The organism is Microbacterium sp. MMO-10 (assembly GCF_037148715.1).
Classification (GTDB): domain Bacteria; phylum Actinomycetota; class Actinomycetes; order Actinomycetales; family Microbacteriaceae; genus Microbacterium.
Window position 1 is genome coordinate 88,472 of sequence record NZ_JBBCSV010000001.1, and the last position, 20,355, is coordinate 108,826.

Consider the following 20,355-nt stretch of genomic DNA (forward strand, 5'->3'; position numbering starts at 1 on the left):
TCGTGACGGTGCTCGAGATCGACGGCGTGGTCGGGATGCGCGATGTGGGCGGGATCCCCGCCGGATCCGCCCGGGTGCGCACGGGAAGGCTCTACCGCTCCGGCGCGCTCTCGTCGGTCGACGACCGGGGCGCGGATGCGATCCGCGCCCTGGTCGGGCGGATCATCGATCTGCGCTCGGACGACGAGGTCGCGGCGGCGCCGACGGCCGTGGGCGAGGTCGAGCTCATCCGCCTCCCGCTGTACCACGGGTCTCCGCGCTCGTTCTTCCTGGAGGGCTACGACCTCGCCGGGATCTACCGGCACCTGCTGGCGGAGTCGATGCCCGAACTCGTCGCGGCGATCCGCGCGATCGCCGCGGGCGAGCCCGCGCTCGTGCACTGCACCGCGGGCAAGGACCGCACGGGTCTCGTGATCGCGCTCGCCCTCGCCGCCGTGGGGGCCGACCGCGAGGAGGTCGTGGCCGATTACGCGCTCACCGCGGAGCTCATCCCCGCCTCCGACCGCCGGGCCACGTCGGAGCGCCTGCGCCGCGCCTATCCCCGGTCGCCGCACGCCGCGGTGCTCGCCACGGAATCCCCCGCGTCCGTCATGCGCGACGTCCTCGCCGAGATCGACCGCGTCCACGGATCCGTGCGCGCCCTGCTCGCCGCGCACGGGCTGACCGCCGCCGAGCTGACGGCCCTCGACGAAGCCCTGCTGACCCCCGAGCGTGCTCCGCTCGAGGCGGAGCACGCCCCAGGCGGCGCCGCAGCCGCAGCCGCGCCCGCCGCGCCGCACCCTCCCGTCGCCCCCTCCCCCGGAGAACGCATGACCGCCCCCGCAGACCTCGCCTGGTTCGTCGACGCCCGCCTGGGCATGTTCGTACACTGGGGCCTCTACTCCCTCGCCGCCCGGCACGAATGGGTGAAGAGCCGGGAGCGGATGGGCGACGCCGACTACGAGAGCTATCGGGAGCACTTCGACCCCGATCGGTTCGATCCGCGCGCCTGGGCCCGCACCGCGCGCGAGGCGGGAGCCGGCTACGTCGTGCTCACCGCGAAGCACCACGACGGCTTCTGCCTCTGGGACTCGGCCCTCACCGACTACACGACGATGAACACGCCCTTCGGCCGGGATGCGGTGGCCGAGTTCATCGAGGCGTGCCGCGCCGAGGGCCTCCGCGTGGGCCTGTACTACTCCCTCATCGACTGGCACCACGGATCCTTCCCCGTCGACGGCACGCATCCCCAGCGCGACGACGAGGACTTCAAGAAGGCGACCGCCGACCGCGACGTGCGCGACTACCAGCCCTACCTGCACGGCCAGGTGCGCGAGCTGCTCACCCGCTACGGACGCATCGACTACCTGTTCTTCGACTTCTCCTACACGCACCGCCCCGACTACTGGGGCGGGAAGGGCGCGGCGGACTGGGATGCGGAGAACCTCCTCGCCCTGGTCCGCGAGCTGCAGCCGGGCATCATCGTCAACGACCGCCTCGGGATCCCGGGCGACATCGTCACCCCGGAGCAGTACCAGCCCCTCGAGCCGATGGCCCGCGACGGGGCGCCGGTGCCGTGGGAGGCCTGCCAGACGCTCAACGGCAGCTGGGGATACGACCGCGACAACCACGAGTTCAAGACCGCCGAGTCGCTCGTCCGCCTGCTCGTCGACGGCGTCTCGAAGAACGGCAACCTGCTGCTGAACATCGGCCCGGACGGCCGCGGCCGGCTCGGCGCGGACGCCGAGCGGATCTTCCGCGGCATCGGCGACTGGATGGACGACCACGCCCGCGCGATCCACGGCGCGGGCCCCGCGCCGTTCACCCCGCCGACGGATGTGCGGTACACGCTGCGCGGCGACCGGCTCTACGCGCACCTCTTCGCCTGGCCGTTCAAGCACCTGCACCTGCCGGGGCTCGCCGGCCGGGTGCGGTACGCCCAGCTGATGAGCGACGCCTCCGAGCTCGTGCCGCTGCACGTGGATCCGGATCGCGTCGCGCAGAACACGCTCATGGGCGGGCTGCCCGCGGGCACGCTCACCCTCCACCTCCCGCTGCAGCGCCCCGACACGGCCGTGCCGGTCGTGGAGCTGTTCCTGACCGACGACGCGATCGGCTGAGGACCCGCCCCGCCGCGCCTCGCCCGCCCGTCCCACGATCCCGGCACCATCGCCGGGACCGCCGTCGACCCTGCGCCGAGCCCGGCGCGGGGCCCTGTCTCAACGAGGAGAATCATGAAGAGACGCACGTTCATCCTGACCGCCGCCGGTGCCGCCCTGGCGCTCACGGCATCCCCCGTCGCCGCGCAGGCCGTCGGCCCCCGTGCCGCGGGGCTGCCCGCGCGGCCGGGCCGCGGGCCGTACACGTTCGTGTCCGACCTCGCCGCGCTGCAGACCGCGATCGACACCGCCAAGGAGGGCGCGACGATCGTCGTCACGGACGGCACCTACGCCGTGCCCGAGGGATCCCCGATCCGCCTCACGGGCGTGGGCGGGCGGTGGAACAAGCACCTCACGATCACCGCCGAGTCCGTGGGCGGGGTGACGTTCACGGGCGCGCAGAGCTTCGTGTTCGACGCCGCCCACCACGTGACGATCAGCGGCTTCGTGTTCACGCAGTCGACGACCTTCGAGCTCCCCGCCTCCTGCCAGGCCATCACGCTCAGCCGCAACGAGTTCGTCCTCGCCGACATCGAGGGCCTGCACAACGTGATGGTGCGTGCCGACGACACCGTGATCGAGTACAACCACTTCCACGGCAAGTCCACGCTCGGCATCTACCTCGGCATCGAGGGCGGCCAGCCGACCGACATGGCGCAGAACGTGCGCATCCACCACAACCACTTCTCGGACCACACCTTCCCGGGCGACAACGGCGGCGAGCCGATCCGCCTGGGCGTGAGCCCGCGGGCGCTGAGCAGCGCGCACGCGATCGTCGAGTACAACCTCTTCGAGCGGTGCAACGGCGACCCCGAGGCGATCTCCGTGAAGTCCAGCGACAACACGGTGCGCTACAACACCATCCGGGACTCCCTCGGCGGCATCGTGCTGCGGCACGGCAACCGCACCCGGATCGAGTCGAACCACATCCTGAACGGCCAGAACGGCATCCGCATCTACGGCAACGACCACGTGATCGTGAACAACGTGCTCGCCGGGATCGCCGGCTCCGGGGTCGTGATCGGCTGCGGCACGGTGCGCGACCACTACGAGGGCGAGCCGTCGAGCTCGCGCACGAAGAACGACGCCGCCGACCGGATCCGGATCGTCCTGAACTCCCTCGTCGACGTGGGCGGCGGCATCATCGGCGAGACGGCGCGCCCGCTCGAGCCGCACGACTGCGTCATCGTCGACAACCTGGTGGTGTCGGATCGCGGCTCGCTCGCTCTCGTGCCGAAGTCGCTGGGCTTCACCTGGGCGGGCAACATCCTGTGGGGCGCGGCCGCCGACGGCGACCTGCCCGCGACCGGGTTCACCAGGGTCGATCCGCAGCTCGTGACCGATGCGGCGGGCGTCCCCCGGATCGGCGCGGGCAGCCCCGCCGTGAACGCCGCGACCCAGGATCACTCCGCCACCGTGACGGACGACATCGACGGTCGCCGGCGCATCGGCGTCGCCGACGTCGGCGCGCACGAGGTGTCGTCGGCGCACGCGTGCCGCGCCCCGCTGACGGCCGCCGACGCGGGTCCGCTCGCCCCCTGACCCGTCGGTCCCCCGTCGTAGGCCACCGGGACGGGACGCGGCATCGCGAGAGCGCCGCGTCCCGTCCCGCGCCGTGTCCGTCGGCAGATGCCGCGCCGTGTCCGTCGCGCGCCGTCTCCGGCTCCCTCGGCCGACGACCGTTCCGGCGCCGTCAGGCGCACCCGCGGTTCCGGTTCGCCGGAGCACGCCCGGCGACGCTGCTCAGTCCCGTGCGGGCCCCGTCGACCCGCGCACGACGAGCGCGGTGGCGGGGTCGAAGGCCGAGGACGCGGGCGCGTCGCCGGAGCCGATGCCGCCGAGCAGCGCGGACATGGCCAGGTCGCCCTCCTCGCGCAGCGGCGACTTGATCGTGGTGAGCGCGGGAGTGGTGAAGTCCGCGCCGAAGATGTCGTCGAAGCCGATCACGCTGAGGTCGCGCGGCACCCCCACCCGCGCCTCCACGAGCTCCTGCATGAGCCCGATCGCGACGAGGTCGTTGTAGGCGAACACGGCGGTCACCCCGGCGTCCCGCACCGCCGCGGCGGCGGCCCGCCCTCCGGCGACCGTGGGGGCGACCGGATCCAGTCGCACCAGCTCGAGCTGCGCCCAATCGCAGCGCTGGGCCAGCAGCTCTCCGCGCCGTCCCGCCGTCCACGACAGGGGCGGCCCCGGCACGTAGGCGATGCGCCGGTGACCGAGACCGCTGAGATGGCGCACGGCCTCGGCGATGCCGGCCTGGATGTCGGGCACGATCGACCGCACCCCCTCGACGAGGCGGTTCACGACGACGACCGGCTTCTGCGCCGCCAGCGACCGGATCTGCTCGTCCGACATGCGGGGTGTCGCGAGCAGCAGCCCGTCGACCATGCGCAGCAGCTGCGCGGCGCGCTCGTACTCGCGCTGGTCCGACTCCTCCGACTCGGTCAGCACGAGCGTGTACCCCTGGCGCGAGGCGGCCGTCTCCGCTCCTCGCACGATGTCGAAGAACACGGGGTTGGTGATGTCCGACACCACGAGGCCGACGATCGAGGTGCGACCGGTCGGCAGCGCCCGCGCCATCGGATTCACCCGGTAGTCGAGGGACTCGGCGGCGGCGCGGATCCGCTTCTCGGTGGCGGCGTTCACCCGACCGGGCTGGTTCAGCGCGCGCGAGACCGTGGACGGGTTGACGCCGGCGAGGCGCGCCACGTCGTAGATCGTGACCTTCTCCGCCCCCGCCGCCGGTGCGGCCGCGGGCGCGGTGGAGTGCTCCTCGGGCATCGGGTTCCCCTCGTCAGACCACCACGGACGCGTCCAGCCTACGGAGTGCGCGATCGACGAGCGTGCGCACGCGCTCATCCAGCGCCGCATCCCCGGTGCGCAGCACGTCGGCGTCGACGCCGCGGCCGGCTCTCTCCTCCCCCAGGATCCAGGCGGCGACGACCGAGGCCGTGGCATCGGTCGCGTGCCCGGAGGCGATCGCCGAGCGCAGCACGGGCAGGATCCGCTGCGGGAGCTTGTGCCGTGCGCCCTCCGCGATCTGGGCGAGCCGGTGGCGGATACGCGGATTCGCGAACCGCGTGCGCGTCGCCTCGATCGCGGCCGCCAGCTCCGCGTCCGGCAGGCGGCAGCTCGCCGCGGCGGTCTCCCAGTACTCCTCGACGAGGTCGCGCAGACGCGGATCCGCGAACGCCTCCGCGACGTCCGTCAGCCCGTGCAGCAGGCCGTGGTGGGCGAGCAGGGAGTGCGCCCCGTTGAGCAGCCGGAGCTTGCGCTCCTCGTACGGGACGAGGTCGTCGACGATGCGCGCGCCCGCCGAGGCCCAGTCGGGCGCGGGCAGGGCGCCGGGTTCCAGGAGCCACTCCGAGAACGGCTCGCAGACGACGACGGCCTCGTCGCGCACGCCGCTCAGCCGTTCCGCCGTGGCGAGGTCGTCGGCGACCGTGCGCGGGGTGATGCGGTCGACCATCGACGAGCGGAAGCGGACGTTCTCCTCGATCCAGCTCGTGAGCCCGGCGGTTGCCGGATCCGCCTCCTCCCAGGCGCGCGCCGCCTCGAGGACCACGGCGCCGGCGAGCCCTCCGTTGCCGACCAGGTTGTCGCAGCTGATGACCTCGAGCGGTCCCGCGCCGGCCCGTCGGCGGGCATCGAGCCCGAGCGCGATCCGCACCGGGGCGGTCACCGCACCGTGCGTTCCCGGGGCGCGGAGGTCCTGTCGCACCGCGGGGTCGGCGAGGTCGAGACGCCCCGCGTCCCCGCCCGGCGCGCGGGGGTCGAGACGATACCCCGCCTCGGTGATCGTGAGGGTGAGGACGGTGACGGCCGGATCCGCGAGCGCACCCTCCCACGCCGCCCGGTCGGCGCCGTCGTGCGCGCGCCGGATCGCGGTGATCTGCTCGATCGCGTCGACCTCGGGACCGCGCACGAGAAGGGTGTACGCCCCTCGGCGCCGGGCGAGGATGCGCGCCTGCTCGGGCGACCGCCCGGTGAAGCCGACGAGACTCCAGCCGCCGGCGTCGGCGGCGTGCTGCGTGTACCAGGCCTGGTGCGCGCGATGGAATGCTCCGAGCCCCAGGTGCGCGACGATCCGCTCCGCCATCCGTGTCCTCTCCCGACCCGATTCCGGGGTCTTCCGTCATTCTAGTGGCAACCGCTTGCCATACGCCGCACGTCGGTACGAGAGGGCCGCGGCCCCGACGCAGCGCGAACAGGCCGAGGCCCCGACGCGGCACGCGCGGGCCGCGCCGACCGGGTGCCGGAGCGCGGGCTCCGGCACCCGGCACGGCTCAGGGGGCGCTGGGGCCGACGTTCGCGGTGGTGAGCGGAGCCCGCGTCGCCGGGCTGGTCGTGACCTCCTGGGCGCCGATGTCGTACACGCCCGTGCGCGCACGCCCGTCGAGGTCGTCGGAGACCCAGTTCGCGTGGTTCGTCTGCGTCGCCGCGTTCACCGCCGGGCTCGAGGCGGTGATCTTCCAGGTGCCGGCCGCGTCCTGCGCGAGCTGCGGATCCACCCGCGTGAACCCGACCTTCGGGATGTTCCCGTTCGCCGCGGCACCCCAGAGGAGGTTGCCCCGCCAGTAGAAGTCCTGCATGAGGGGGACGTTGCCGAGGTAGCCCGTCTGCCCGCGCACGATGTTGTCGACGATCGTGACGTTGAGCGGCGGCACCGTGCGGTTGGTCTCGCCGATGATCCCGCCGCCGTTGTCGACGAGCGTGTTGAGCGCGATCCGGATCCGGTCGGGGGCGTCGTTGCCGCGACGGGAGTCCGCCGGCTCCCCCGCGTAGTGATCGCGCTCGGTGCCGGATCCGATCACGATCGCCTCCTTGCTCAGCCCCGCCACGTAGTTGTTCACGATCACGTGGTCGTTGCCGTAGATGCGGATGCCGTTCGCGCCGCCGATGATCCGGTTGCCGGCCACCGTGTTGCCGTTGCCGTGCCGCAGCACGATGCCGCCGAAGCTGTTGCGGATCGTGTTGTAGCGGATCGTGTTGCCGCTCGACTTCACCGAGATCGTCTCGGGGTCGCCGTTGGCGTTCTCGAAGAGGTTGTTCTCGACGATCGCGCCGGCCGTGCTCAGCGCGCGCGGGCTGACCCCGAGCCGGATGCACTCGCCCCCGTTGGCGCCGGAGAAGCTCTGGTCGGAGAAGTAGTTGTGGTGCACCCGGACGCCGGTGGCCATCTCGGTCGTGCCCGCGCCCTCGATGCCCAGGTAGACGCCGATCGTGCTCTTGCCGTGGAACCAGCTGTACTCGACGACGGAGTCGTCGGCGCGCACCATGAGGTTGTGCTCGGCGCTCTGCGCGAACACGAACTCGTCACGGCTGAAGGTGATGGCACGACTGTCGGCCGGCACCTCGAGGGTCGTGGACTGGGTGAAGCGGAATCCTCGCAGCACCACGTCGTGCGCGCCGGAGAAGGTGAAGCTGGACGCGCCGGTGAGCGTCACGCCCCCGACCGTCTCCGCCGCGATGGTCACGGGGGCGCCCGTGGCGCCTCCGCCGGAGATCGCGATCGCGGATCCCACCGCGTAGGTGCCGTTCTTCAGGATGATCGTGTCTCCGGCGTGCGCGGAGGCGATCGCCGCCTGCAGCTGGGCCAGGGTGCTCACCGTGACCGTCGACGCGGTCGTCGCGGCGCCCTCGGCCGCCACGGCTCCGCTGGCCGGCGATGCCGCGAGGGGGCCGACGCCGGCCGCACCGGCCTGGGGCGCACTGAGGGACGAGGGGGCGGGACGCTCGGCGGCGTTCGCGACGCCCGCACCGCTGAGCGCGAGTGCGGCGATCGCGGTGGCCGCGAGCAGTGATCGAGTTGTCTTCATCTGAGGTTCCGATCTTCATCGATGGATCTCCGCCGGCGCTGCCCGGACGACGCCGGCGGCGCACACCAGTCCCGTGACGCAGAGCGCCCTCGTGCGGCGCGCGGCGGATCTCATGGGGAAACTGCCTTCGCTCCGATCATGACGATCTCGAAGACTTTTGGCAAGCGTTTGCCACTCTTTCCCGCGAGATCCCCCGGCGCGAGGGCGGAAGACACGGATACTCGCGCCCTCCCGCCGGATCCTCAGCCGAGGTAGCCGCGGAGCGTCGCCGCCTCGGCGGCGAGGGATGACGGATCGTCTCCCGGCACGAACTCGAGCAGCGCATCGCGCGGCGGCAGCGGCGCGCTCTCGGCGGCCCCGGCGAACGCCCGCCACAGCCCGTCGCGCGCGCCCAGGGCGAGGCGCTCGGTCGACGGCCACCACGAGAACACGTGCACGGCCGAAACCCGGTCGGCGATCCGCCGGTACTCCGCGACCGCGACGTCATCGGTCGCGGCGACGGTGGGCTGCCAGTACGTCGACAGGTGCGGGCTGCCGACCTCGTCCAGCACGCGCAGCGTCTGCTCCGCGTCGTCGGCGAGCGTGCGGCCGTGGAACTCCAGGGCGAGCGAGATGCCGCGCGCGCCGGCCTGCTCCGCCGCCACCGCCAGGGCGTCGATGGTCGCCGCGCGCTCCCGGCCGGTGGCGTCCGCGGATCCGATCCGCCCGGCCCAGACCCGGATCCGGTCGGCGCCGAGCGCCTCCGCCGCGTCGAGCACCGGGGCGACGTCCTCACCCGCCTCCGCCCGGAAGTACGACCCGTACGAGGCGACGGCGAGACCGGCGTCGGCCGTGAGCCGGGCGACCTCCGCCGCCCGCGCCTCGTCGCCGGGAGGGACGTGCACGTCGCCGCCCCACTCGATCGCCTGCAGCCCCGCATCGGCAGCGAGCGCGGCGATCGCCGCCGGATCCAGTTGCCGGAAGGTCACGGAGCACAGCCCCGGTCGGATGCTCATGTGGTCAGCCTTTCACGTCGTGCGCGATCACCCGCGAGACCGAACCTCCGTCGCGAGACGGCGGCGGAATCGCGCGGTCTCGCGGGGCAGGTTCGGTCTCGCGGGCATCAGAACTCAGGGCAGGTGCGGCGAGACCGCCTCGCCGAACGACGCGGCGGTGCGCTGCACCACCGCCGCCGGATCCTGCGCCCAGATGTCGGCGTTGAAGATCTCGACCTCGATGTCGCGGTCGTAGCCGGTCGCCATGACGGCCCGGGTCAGGGATCCGAAGTCGATGACGCCGTCTCCGGGGTAGTGGCGGCTGAGCAGCACGTCGGCGGGCAGCGGCGTCTTCCAGTCGCACACCTGATACGTCGCGATCCGGCCCTCGCGGCCGGCGCGCGCGATCTGGTCGAGCACCTGCGGATCCCACCAGATGTGGAACGTGTCGACCGCGGCGCCGACGACCGCCGGGTCGAAGTCCGCCGCGATGTCGAGCGCCTGGCCGAGGGTGGACACGACGCACCGGTCGGATCCGAACATCGGGTGCAGCGGCTCGATCGCGAGCGTCACGCCCGCGGCGGCCGCGTCGGCGGACAGCACGCCGATCGCGTCGCGCACGCGCTCCCTTGCTCCGACGAGGTCGCGCGATCCCTCGGGCAGGCCACCCGCGACGAGCACGAGCACCGCGGTGGATCCCTCGGCTCCGGCGGCGGCCAGGGTCGCGGTCTCCTCGATCGCGCGGCGGTTGTCGTCGAGCGCGGCGACGCGCTCGGGCCCCTCCGGCAGGGTGAAGAACCCGCCCCGGCAGTGCGTCGTGAAGCGCAGCCCGGATCCGGCGAGCATCCGCGCCGCCTCGTCGAGACCGACCTCGTGCACGGGCTCGCGCCAGAGGCCGATGCCCTGCACGCCCGCCTCGGCGGTCACCCGGAGCGCGGTCGCGAGGTCGGCGTACTTGATCGTGGCCTGGTTGATCGACAGGCGCGGGTCGACGGCGGTCACGCGTCCACCCCGTTCAGCGCGAGCATGCCGTGCCAGCGCTCGCGGGCGAGCTCCGGATCCTCCAGGGCCAGCGAGGCGTTCGCGAGCTCGACGATGCGGCTGAGGTGCGGCAGGCTGCGCGCGGAGTGCAGGCCGCCCACCATCTGGAACGCGGGCTGATGCCCGTTCAGCCAGGCGAGGAAGGCGACGCCGGTCTTGTAGTAGAACGTCGGCGCGGCGAAGACCTGACGGCTGAGCTCCTCGGTCGGCCCGAGGATCTCCCGGTACCGGGACGGATCCCCCGCGTCGAGCGCCTGGATCGCCGCCGACGCGACCGGCGTGATCGCCGCGAACGCGCCGAGCAGCGCGTCGGAGTGTCCCCCTCCGGTCGTTGAGCGAGCGAAGCGAGACGAAACGCGGCGCCCTTCAGCCGACCGCGTTTCGTCTCGGTCGGCTTCGCCGTCCTCGCTCAACGACCCCGTGGTGTCGCCGCCGATCAGGCCGACGTAGTTGAAGTCGTCGCCGGTGAACATGCGCACGCCCTCGGGGAGCCGCTCGCGCACCGCGATCTCGGACTCCGCGTTCAGCAGGCTCATCTTCACGCCTGCGACCTTTCCCGGGTTCTCGGCGATGATCCGCAGCAGCGTCTCGGACGCCTCGCGCCAGTCAGGGGATCCGAAGTATCCCTCCAGCTGCGGGTCGAACGCGGTGCCGAGCCAGTGCAGCACGACCGGGGTGGTCGCCCGCTGCAGCACCGCCGCGTACACGCGCAGGTAGTCGGTGCGCGACTCCGCGACGCGGGCGAGATGACGCGAGGCCATGAGCACCGGCCCCGCGCCCTGCTCCTCGGTGAAGTGCAGCTGCTCGACATAGGCGTCGATCACCTGCGGCAGCGGGATGCGCTCCTCGTCGACGTGGTCGGTGTTCACCCCGACGACGACGGATCCGCCTTCCTCGCGCGCCACCTGGGCGCTGCGGGCGATCAGCTCACGCGTGGCCGCGGCGTCCAGGCCCATGTTGCGCTGCGCCGTGTCCATCGCGTCGGCGACGCCGAGCCTCCAGGAGTACACGTTGCGGCGGAACGCGAGCGTGGCATCCCAGTCGATGTCGGCCGGCTGCCCGGGGGTGTTGTCGGCGTGCGTCTTCGGCACCACGTGGGCGGCGGCGTAGGCGACGCGGCTGCGCAGCGGCGCGGTCGGACGCGCGTAGGCGCCGGAGTCGTTGAGCTCGTCCTCGGAGGTCGCCCCGTCGGCCGAGAGGAGGCGGATCGTCGTCATCGGATCCGCCCTCAGTCCAGGCTCAGCGCGGGCAGCGCGATCTTGCGCCCCTCGGCGGAGGACTGCAGGCCCGCCTCGGCGAGCTGCACTCCGCGGGCTCCGGCGAGCAGGTCGAAGGCGTAGTCGGTGCCGAGCACGTAGGAGGCGAGGTACTCCTCCCACTGCTGGCGGAAGCCGTTGAGGAAGACGTCGTTCACGGGCACCTCGGCCCAGTCCGCGTCGTAGTCGTGCTCGTCGGCGAGGTCGGGGTTCCACACCGGCTTCGGAGTGGCGTTGCGGTGCTGGATCTTGGCCCCGAACAGGCCCACGACCGCGGATCCGTGCGTGCCGTCGACCTGGAACTCGACGAGCTCGTCACGGTTCACGCGCACGGTCCAGCTGGAATTGATCTCGGCGACGATGCCGCCCTCGAGCTCGAAGATGCCGTACGCGGCGTCCTCGGCGGTGGCGGTGTAGTGCTCGCCCTTCTCGTCCCAGCGGTCGGCGATGTGCACGGCGGCCTGCGCATAGACGCTCGTGACCTCGCCGAACAGGTTCTCCAGCACGTAGTTCCAGTGCGGGAACATGTCGCTGATGATGCCCCCGCCGTCCTCGCTGCGGTAGTTCCAGCTCGGGCGCTGCGCCGGCTGCCAGTCGCCCTCGAACACCCAGTAGCCGAACTCGCCGCGCACCGAGAGGATCCGCCCGAAGAAGCCGGAGTCGATGAGGCGCTTGAGCTTCTGCAGGCCCGGCAGGTAGAGCTTGTCGTGCACGACGCCGGTCTTCACGCCCGCCGCCTGCGCCAGACGCGCGAGCTCCAGGGCCTCCTCGACCGACTCGGCCGTGGGCTTCTCGGTGTAGATCGCCTTGCCCGCGGCGATGGCCTTGCGGATCGCGGCCGCGCGGGCCTTGGTCACGAGGAAGTCGGCGTAGATCTCCCACTGCGGATCCGCGAGCGCGGCGTCGAGATCGGTCGTCCAGTCCTCGATCCCGTGCTTGGCGGCGAGCTCGGCGAGCTTCTGCGCGCTGCGGCCCACGAGGATCGGCTTGACCGTGACGCGGGTGCCGTCGGGCAGCTCGATGCCGCCCTGGTCGCGGATCGCGAGGATCGAGCGCACCAGGTGCTGGCGATAGCCCATGCGCCCGGAGACGCCGTTCATGATGATGCCGATCTCGCGGGTGCTGCTCTCCGCCACGATGCTTCCTTCCGTTCCGATGCCCGCCGGTCGTCCTTCGTCGGATCCGATACGGGTAAGCGCTTTCCAGTCCTCTCATCCTGACATGGGAACGCGCTTTCCGCAACCGACGGGGTCCCGCGGCCCCGGGTCCACTACCGCCACAGGGGCACTCCGCTCCGGCAACTCCCCTCCCGTCGCAGGGGCCACTCCGCTCCGGCCAGTCCGCTCCCGCCGCAGGGGCCGCTCCGTTCCGGCCAGTCCGCTCCCGTCGCAGGGGCCGCTCCGCTCCCGCCGCAGGGGGCACTCCGTTCCGGCAAGTCCGCTCCGGCCACTCTGCTCCCCGTCGCAGGGGCCACTCCGTTCCGGCCAGTCCGCTCGGGTCGCAAAAGATCCGCTCAGGTCGCAAAAGATCCGCTCAGGTCGCAGAAGATGTCGTAATTCGGGGGCCGGAACGACATTTTCAGCGACGGGAGCAACCGCGCCGCCCGCTCGAAACACGCGCCGCCCGCTCGAAGGCAGGGCGGCGCGCGCGACGGGGCCCCCTGGCGCGACGGCGCGACGGCGGGGGCGACTCTAGGCGCTCGCGCGGACGATGAGCGACGGCATCAGCAGCGGCGGATCCGCGACGTCACGCCCCTCGACCCGATCGACGAGGATCCGGACGGCCCGCTCCCCCAGAGCGGCGAAGTCCTGCCGCACGGTGGTCAGCGGCGGCCGGAACTCGGCAGCATCCGCGATGTCGTCGAACCCGACCACGGCGACGTCCTCGGGCACGCGCCGGCCGGCGTCGGCGAACGCGCGCAGCAGGCCCAGCGCCATCTGGTCGTTGGCCGCGAACACGGCGGCGACCGCGGGGTCGGCGACGAGCGCTTCGCCGATCCGGTGCCCGTCCGCCGCGGACCAGTCGCCGCGCAGGGGATCCGGCGCGGTGCGACCGCGGGCCTCGAGGGCCTCGCGCCAGCCGCGCTCGCGCTCCGCCGCCGCGAAGGAGTCCGCAGGCCCGGCCACGTGGTGCACCGTCGTCGCGCCGCGATCGAGGAGGTGCGCCGTCGCCGCGCGCGCACCCGCCGCATGATCGGTGCCGATCACCGTGAACCGCGGATCGGCAGGGGCGTCGACGACGACGAGCGCCAGGCCGGCGGGATCCGCGTCGCGGGTCAGCGCGGATGCCTCGTTCAGCACGATCGCGCCGTCGACGTCCTGATCGTGCAGCCGGTCGAACGCGTCGACGATCCGGCCGTCCGCGCCCAGGGTGACGAGGGCCAGAGCATAGCCGCGGACCTCCGCCGCCTCGGCCACCGCCTGCAGCATGCGCGAGTTGCCGACCGTGGCGAGGGTCTGCGCCACGACGCCGATCGTCATCGACCGGCCGGTGCGCAGTGCCCGAGCGGCGCGATGCGGACGGTAGCCGAGCTCGGCCATCGCGGCCTCGACCCGTTCCCGCGTGGCCGGATCCACCCGGGGGCTGTCATTGACGACGCGCGAGACCGTCTGGCCGGAGACGCCGGCGCGCGCGGCGACCATCGCCATCGACACGCGGCCGCTGGGCTTCGGCCCTCGACGGCGGCCGGGGGTTCCGTCGGCGATCAGGCGCAGCTCTTCGAGCTCGTCGTCGTGCTTCGGCATCGGTCCGCCTCTCCCCCGGAGCGCTCCCGCGCACCGAACTCAGGATTGTTGACGCTATCACGCCGCGTGCCCTATCGTGTTTACGTGAACATGGAATCGGATCCTGAGTTCGGCACCCCCGCGGAACCCACCGCGAACGGAACCCCCGCGGAACCCGCCGCCAACGGCACCCCCGCGGAGCCCGCCGCGACCGTTCCCTCGAACGGCGCACCGAACCCGGCCCCCGGAAGCCCGGACGCCGTGCTCTCGGTCACGCCGCTCGGGGCGGGCGTGGTCCGGCGCACCACGGTGCTCGCCGACGGCCGCGACCTCGTGTACTACGACGATCCCGGCACCGCCCTCGGAGCGGAGCGCCGGGTCGACGCGCGCATCCTCGACCCGCGTCCGGACACCGCGGCGATGCGGCAGGACGTGCTCACGGGCGACTGGATCACGTTCGCCACCCGCCGCCAGAACCGCGTGATGATGCCGAGCGCGGACGCGGATCCGCTCGCTCCGCAGTCGGCGACGAACCCGTCCGAGGTTCCGTCGCGCTACGACGTCGCCGTGTTCGAGAACCGCTCCCCGTCGTTCGGGCCCGCCCTCGCCGCCGCCGCCGGCACCGCACCCGCCGCGATCGACCCGCCGCACGGCCTCGCCGACCTCGAGGAGGTCGGGCTGGAGCGCACCCGCACCAGCGTCGGCCGGTGCGAGGTCGTCTGCTTCAGCCCCGAGCACGCCGGATCCTTCGGCACCCAGTCGGTCACCCGTGCCCGCACGGTGATCGAGGCCTGGGCCGACCGCACGGCCGTGCTGTCCGCCCTGCCCGGCATCGAGCAGGTGTTCCCATTCGAGAACCGCGGCGAGGCCATCGGCGTGACCCTGCCGCATCCGCACGGGCAGATCTACGCCTACCCCTACGTCACCCCGCGCACGCAGCGGCTGCGCGAGAGCATCGCCCGCACCGGCGGCGACCTGTTCGCGCGGATCCTCGAGACGGAGCAGGCCTCGGAGCGGGTCGTGCTGCAGGGCGAGCATTGGACGGCGTTCGTGCCGTTCGCCGCGCGCTGGCCGCTGGAGGTGCAGCTGCTCCCGCACCGGCAGGCGCCCGATTTCGCGGCGCTGAGCGACGCGGAGCGCGACGAGCTCGCCCCGCTCTACCTGCGCCTGCTGCGCGGTGTCGATGCCCTGTACGAGACCCCGACGCCCTACATCGCGGCCTGGCACCAGGCCCCGGTCCACGTGGGCCGCGACACGATCCGGATGCGACTCGAGCTGACGAGCCCCCGTCGCGCCGCCGACAAGCTGAAGTTCCTGGCCGGATCCGAATCCGCCATGTCCGCGTGGACCGCCGAGATCCTGCCCGAGGAGGCGGCCGCGCGCCTGCGCGACGCGATCGCCTCCGTGCCCGTCCCCGCCGAGGAGACCCGATGACCGCCACCCGCACCGACTCCCCGTCCTCCGCCGTCGCGGGCGCCGAGGACCTGTTCCGCACGCTCACCGGATCCGCGCCGGCGGGCGTGTGGTCGGCTCCCGGACGCGCGAACCTCATCGGCGAGCACACCGACTACAACGACGGCTTCGTGCTGCCCTTCGCGATCCAGCACCGCACCGCGGCCGCCGCACGGCTGCGCACCGACGGGCGGATCCGCGTCGCGTCGACCTTCGCCCCGGATCCCGTCGAGGTCGCCCTCGCCGATCTGGAGACGCTGTTCCCCGCAGGCTCCCGCGCGGCGCGCGGCCGCGACGCGGTGCCGGAGTGGGCCGCCTATCCCCTGGGCGTCGCCTGGGCGCTGCGCGCGCTCGTCCCCGCCTGGGTCGCCGGGACGCTGCCCGGCATGGACCTCGCGATCGCCTCGGAGGTCCCGGTGGGCGCGGGGCTCTCGTCCTCTGCCGCGATCGAGGGGGCCGCCGGATCCGCGCTGAACGCACTGTGGGGCCTCGACCTCGACGCCGTGACGCTCGCCCGGGCGGGACGCCGCGCGGAGAACGAGGCCGTGGGCGCCCCGACCGGGATCATGGACCAGATGGCGTCGATGCTCGGGCAGGCCGATGCGGCCGTGTTCCTCGACTGCCGCTCGCTCGAGACGCGCTCGATCCCCCTCGGGTTCGCCGAGGCCGGGCTCGAGGTGCTCGTGATCGACACCGGCGTGAAGCACGCGCACTCCACCGGCGGCTACGGGGAGCGCCGGGCGTCCTGCGAGCGGGGGGCCGCGGCACTGGGGGTCGCCGCGCTGCGCGACGTGACGCCCGCGGATCTGCCCCGTGCCGCAGAGCTGCTGGATCCCGTGGACTTCCGGCGGGTCCGCCACGTGGTCACCGAGGATCAGCGCGTGCTCGACATGGTCGCGGCCCTCACCGCCGACGAGCGCTCCCGGGGGCTCCCGGAGGACGTGATCGGCGACCTGCTCGTCGCCTCGCACGCCTCGCTGCGCGACGACTTCGAGGTCTCCATCCCCGAGCTCGACACCGCGGTCGACACGGCTCTCGCGCACGGCGCGATCGGCGCGCGGATGACCGGCGGCGGCTTCGGCGGCGCGGCGATCGCGCTCGTCGACCGCACCCTCGTCGCAGCGGTGTCCGAGGCCGTGCGCGCCGCCTTCTCGGCGCGCGGCTTCGCCGAGCCGCACCTGTTCACGGTCGTCCCCTCCGCCGGCCCCCGCCGCGACGCCTGACCCGACGCCGGTTCTCGGGGCGTCGTGGAATCGCGCTCCGCCGCGGCACGAGACGAGCACGGCGCTCTCGACGGGCTCCGTCTCGGCGATCCCCCAGCAAGCCCCTCGGCACAATGAGAGCCGCACGTCCACGCCCCAGAAGGAGACCCATGTCCTGGCTTGTCACCGGCGGCGCCGGCTACATCGGATCGCACGTCGTGCGCGCGCTGGCGCAGGCCGGCCTCGTGCCGGTCGTCCTGGACGACCTGTCCAGCGGCATGGCCTCGTTCGTGCCCGAGGGCGTCGCCTTGGTGCAGGGCAGCATCCTCGACCGCGAGCTGGTCGAGCGAACACTGCGCGAGCACGAGGTGCAGGGCGTGATCCACGTCGCGGGCTTCAAGTACGCCGGCGTCTCGGTGCAGCGGCCGCTGCACACCTATGCGCAGAACGTCGAGGGCACCCGGGTGGTCCTCGAGGCCATGGCCGCGGCCGGGGTCGACAAGATCGTGTTCTCCTCGTCCGCCGCGGTGTTCGGCACGCCCGATGTGCCGCTCGTCATCGAGGAGACCGAGAAGCGCCCGGCGAGCCCGTACGGGGAGTCGAAGCTCATCGGCGAGTGGCTGCTGCGCGATCAGGCGATCGCGACGGCCGGATCCGGGAAGCCGCTCGCGCACACCTCGCTGCGCTACTTCAACGTCGTCGGATCCGCGGATCCGTCGGTCTACGACGTGAGCCCGCACAACCTCTTCCCGATCGTCTTCGAGAAGCTCCTCGCGGGCGAGACCCCGCGCATCAACGGCGACGACTACGCCACGGCGGACGGCACGAACGTGCGCGACTACGTGCACGTCGGCGACATCGCCCTGGCCCACGTCGCCGCGGCCCAGCGGATGATCGCGGGCGAGCCGATCGAGGCCGCCTACAACCTCGGATCCGGCGACGGCCTCTCGGTGCGCCAGATCATGGATGCGATGGCGCGGGTGACCGGCATCGCCTTCACGCCCGAGATCGGGCCGCGCCGCCCGGGCGACCCCGACCGGATCGTCGCGACCGGGCAGCGCGCCGCGCGAGACCTGGACTGGCGGATGCGGCACACGGTCGACGAGATGGTGCGCTCCGGCTGGGAGGCCCGGCGCACCGCGGGCTGAGCCTCGGCTCCTCCCGCCGAGCACACGGCTCGCTGCCGAGCGCACGGCTGGTCGGCGCCGGGATGCCGTGCACTCGACAGGATCCGGTGCACTCGACGATCCCGGGGTCGTCGAGCGAGCCCGGCCGAAGGCCGCGCGAGACGAGATGCCGCCCGCTCACGAGAGCGCCGCGTTTCGTCTCGGTCGCCTGCGGCGTCCTCGCTCAACGACCCCGAATGTCTCGGCTCAACGACCCCGAATGTCTCGGCTCAACGACCCCGAACGGGGTTCACGCGCCGGGAGTCAGCCCTGGGGTGCGTTGGCCGCGGCGATCAGCTGGTCGACGCCCGCACGGTCCAGCCCCCAGCCGAAGGAGGGGAGCCGGCCGATCGGGAACGAGCCCATCATCTTCTCCATGGCCTCGCCCGACAGGACGCCGTCGCCCTCTCCGAGCTGCGCCTGGATCGCCGCGAAGGTGCTCGCGATCATCGGCCCGGCGACCGGGTGGGCGAACACGGCGGCGAGCGTGGACTCGGGCGTGAGCGGCACGACGACCGTGTCGCCGGCGACCTCGACGAGGGCGGATCCGCGCAGGTCTCGGCTCGACGCCCCGACCTCGACGCGGTAGGCGCCGCCCTCGACGACGAAGCGGTCGACGCGGATGTCCCAGTACGCGAGGTCCTCGCGGCGCACGGTCAGCACGACGTCCGCCGTGGCGCCCGCGGCGATCTCGACCGAGGCGAACGCCTTGAGCTCGCGGGGAGCGCGCTCGACCGCCGACGCCACAGGGGCGACGTAGACCTGCACGACCTCACGGCCGTCGCGGGATCCGGTGTTCGTCACGGGGACGGTCACCTCGATGTCGCCGGACGCCGCGACGACCGCGGAGACCGCGCCGTAGGAGAACGCGGAGTACGACAGGCCGTGGCCGAACGGGAAGGTCACCGCGATGTCGCGGGCGTCGTACCAGCGGTAGCCGACGAAGATCCCCTCGCCGTAGCGGACATGCCCGTTCGAGCCGGGGAAGTTGCCGAACGCCGGGGTGTCCTCGATGCGGTGCGGGATCGTCTCGGCGAGGCGGCCGGAGGGGTTCACCGCGCCGAGCAGCACGTCGACGGTGGCGGATCCGCCGGCCTGGCCGAGGAGCCACGCCTCCAGGATCGCCGGCACGCGGTCGGCGAACGGCAGTGCGACGACCGCGCCGTTCGAGAGCACCACGACGGTCCGCGGGTTCGCGGCCACGACGGCGTCGATCAGCGCGAGCTGGTGCGCGGCCAGGTCGATGTGCTCGCGGTCGAAGCCCTCGGACTCCTCAGCGTCGGTGAGACCGAGGAAGACCACGGCCACGTCGCGGGACGCGGCGAGCGCGACCGCCTCGTCGCGGAGGGCGTCCTGCCCCGGCGCTGCCGGGTCGAAGGCGAAGCCCGGCGCGAAGGCGACGTGGTCGCCCAGCTCCGCGGTCAGCGCGTCGAGCGCGGAGTCCACCCGGGTGGGGTTGATGTGGGAGGATCCGCCGCCCTGGTAGCGCGGGGTGCGGGCGAACTCGCCGATGAGCGCCACCGTGGCCGACGGCGCGAGCGGAAGCAGGGGCGCCCCTTCGACGGGCTCGTTGCGCAGCAGCACGATCGAGCGCCCGGCGACCTCACGGGCGAGCGCGTGGTGCGCCTCCACGTCGAGCGGACCGGCGACGGCGGGGCGGGCCTGGGCGAGGCCGACGAGGTCGAGCACGCGTCCGGCGGACGCATCGAGCGCCGAGGCCACGGCCGGGTCGGAGTCCGCGGCGAGCGCCACCGCACGATCGGGTGCGCCGTCGCCACCGGGCATCTCCAGGTCGAGCCCGGCGACGAGCGCGGCGACGCGGTCGTTCACCGCACCCCAGTCGGAGACGACGAGCCCGTCGAAGCCCCACTCGTCCGCAGCACCTGGGTGAGCAGCCAGGGATCCTGGGACGCGTAGACGCCGTTGATCTTGTTGTACGAGCACATCACGGTCCACGGCTGCGCGTCCTTGACGACGCGCTCGAAGCCGCGCAGGTAGATCTCGCGGAGCGGGCGGGGATCGACGTCGCTCGACGCGGTCATCCGCTCGAACTCCTGGTTGTTGGCGGCGAAGTGCTTGAGCGAGCTGCCGACTCCCTGCGACTGGATGCCCTTCACGAGGCCGGCGCCGATCACGCCCGAGACGATCGGGTCCTCCGACACGTACTCGAAGTTGCGCCCGCAGAGCGGCGAGCGCTTGATGTTGATGCCGGGGCCGAGGATGACGGCGACGTCCTCGATGGCCGACTCGACGCCCAGGGCGACGCCGACGCGCTCGGCGAGAGCGGGATCGAAGGAGGACCCGAGGCCGGACGCGGGCGGGAAGCAGGTGGCGGGAACGCTGTTGCCGAGGCCCAGGTGGTCGCTCTCGGCCGCCTGCTTGCGCAGGCCGTGCGGGCCGTCGGTGACCATGATCGACGGCACGCCGATCCGATCGATCGCCTTGAGCGTCCAGAAGTCCTTGCCGCTGGTCAGCGACGCCTTCTCCTCGTTGCTCAGCTCGGAAAGGTGGTCTCGGGGCGTGGTCATGTCGACTCCTTCGTGGACGACTCTCGGGTGACGGGCAGGGCCAGTCGATCAGGTTG

Annotated in this window: 13 protein-coding genes and 1 pseudogene; 5 read left to right on the top strand and 9 right to left on the bottom strand. The window is 72.9% G+C overall.

Annotated features, from left to right (window positions below):
- Positions 1–2: 2 nt before the first annotated feature.
- On the top strand, positions 3–2,099 hold the full coding sequence (locus WFJ17_RS00385; RefSeq protein ID WP_336647355.1) for an alpha-L-fucosidase: 2,097 nt from the start codon (positions 3–5) through the stop codon (positions 2,097–2,099).
- 114 nt (positions 2,100–2,213) lie between these two features.
- Entirely contained in the window at positions 2,214–3,680 is a 1,467-nt protein-coding gene (locus WFJ17_RS00390; RefSeq protein ID WP_295033455.1) for a polysaccharide lyase 6 family protein, read from the top strand.
- Positions 3,681–3,881: 201 nt separating this feature from the next.
- On the opposite strand, the gene WFJ17_RS00395 is transcribed toward WFJ17_RS00390, so the two are convergent.
- The 8 genes from WFJ17_RS00395 to WFJ17_RS00430 all read right to left on the bottom strand — a co-directional run bounded on the left by WFJ17_RS00395 (position 3,882) and on the right by WFJ17_RS00430 (position 13,876).
- Positions 3,882–4,919, bottom strand: a complete 1,038-nt coding sequence (locus tag WFJ17_RS00395) for a LacI family DNA-binding transcriptional regulator (protein ID WP_251447958.1) — start codon at positions 4,917–4,919, stop codon at positions 3,882–3,884.
- A gap of 13 nt (positions 4,920–4,932) precedes the next feature.
- Positions 4,933–6,237 carry a mannitol dehydrogenase family protein gene (locus WFJ17_RS00400; RefSeq protein ID WP_336647356.1) on the bottom strand — a complete coding sequence of 435 codons (1,305 nt, stop codon included), beginning with the start codon at positions 6,235–6,237 and terminating at the stop codon, positions 4,933–4,935.
- A gap of 187 nt (positions 6,238–6,424) precedes the next feature.
- Positions 6,425–7,957, bottom strand: coding sequence for a polysaccharide lyase 6 family protein (locus WFJ17_RS00405; protein ID WP_336647357.1), 1,533 nt, complete (start codon positions 7,955–7,957; stop codon positions 6,425–6,427).
- A 242-nt stretch (positions 7,958–8,199) separates the two neighbouring features.
- Positions 8,200–8,952 (bottom strand): sugar phosphate isomerase/epimerase family protein, encoded by a 753-nt coding sequence (locus WFJ17_RS00410; RefSeq protein ID WP_336647358.1) that lies wholly within the window; start codon positions 8,950–8,952, stop codon positions 8,200–8,202.
- Between the two features lie 114 nt (positions 8,953–9,066).
- On the bottom strand, positions 9,067–9,933 hold the full coding sequence (locus tag WFJ17_RS00415; RefSeq protein WP_295033448.1) for a sugar phosphate isomerase/epimerase family protein: 867 nt from the start codon (positions 9,931–9,933) through the stop codon (positions 9,067–9,069).
- Positions 9,930–11,189, bottom strand: a complete 1,260-nt coding sequence (locus WFJ17_RS00420; RefSeq protein WP_336647359.1) for a dihydrodipicolinate synthase family protein — start codon at positions 11,187–11,189, stop codon at positions 9,930–9,932. Before WFJ17_RS00420 ends, WFJ17_RS00415 begins: the two co-directional genes overlap by 4 nt.
- A gap of 11 nt (positions 11,190–11,200) precedes the next feature.
- The gene (locus tag WFJ17_RS00425) at positions 11,201–12,328 is read right to left on the bottom strand and encodes a Gfo/Idh/MocA family protein (RefSeq protein ID WP_336647778.1); all 1,128 of its coding nucleotides are present in this window, start codon (positions 12,326–12,328) and stop codon (positions 11,201–11,203) included.
- 591 nt (positions 12,329–12,919) lie between these two features.
- Positions 12,920–13,876 carry a LacI family DNA-binding transcriptional regulator gene (locus WFJ17_RS00430; RefSeq protein ID WP_336647779.1) on the bottom strand — a complete coding sequence of 319 codons (957 nt, stop codon included), beginning with the start codon at positions 13,874–13,876 and terminating at the stop codon, positions 12,920–12,922.
- A 180-nt stretch (positions 13,877–14,056) separates the two neighbouring features.
- Between WFJ17_RS00430 and galT the strand changes: the two genes are divergently transcribed.
- The 3 genes from galT (at position 14,057) to galE (ending at position 17,753) form a co-directional block, all read left to right on the top strand.
- Positions 14,057–15,385, top strand: coding sequence for a galactose-1-phosphate uridylyltransferase (gene galT, locus WFJ17_RS00435; protein ID WP_336647360.1), 1,329 nt, complete (start codon positions 14,057–14,059; stop codon positions 15,383–15,385).
- Positions 15,382–16,626 carry a galactokinase gene (galK, locus tag WFJ17_RS00440; protein WP_336647361.1) on the top strand — a complete coding sequence of 415 codons (1,245 nt, stop codon included), beginning with the start codon at positions 15,382–15,384 and terminating at the stop codon, positions 16,624–16,626. The genes galT and galK overlap by 4 nt, the downstream gene beginning before the upstream one ends.
- A 149-nt stretch (positions 16,627–16,775) precedes the next feature.
- On the top strand, positions 16,776–17,753 hold the full coding sequence (galE, locus tag WFJ17_RS00445; protein WP_336647362.1) for a UDP-glucose 4-epimerase GalE: 978 nt from the start codon (positions 16,776–16,778) through the stop codon (positions 17,751–17,753).
- 282 nt (positions 17,754–18,035) lie between these two features.
- On the opposite strand, the pseudogene WFJ17_RS00450 reads toward galE, so the two are convergent.
- Positions 18,036–20,299 (bottom strand): annotated as a pseudogene (locus tag WFJ17_RS00450) (glycoside hydrolase family 3 C-terminal domain-containing protein).
- Positions 20,300–20,355 lie beyond the last annotated feature (56 nt).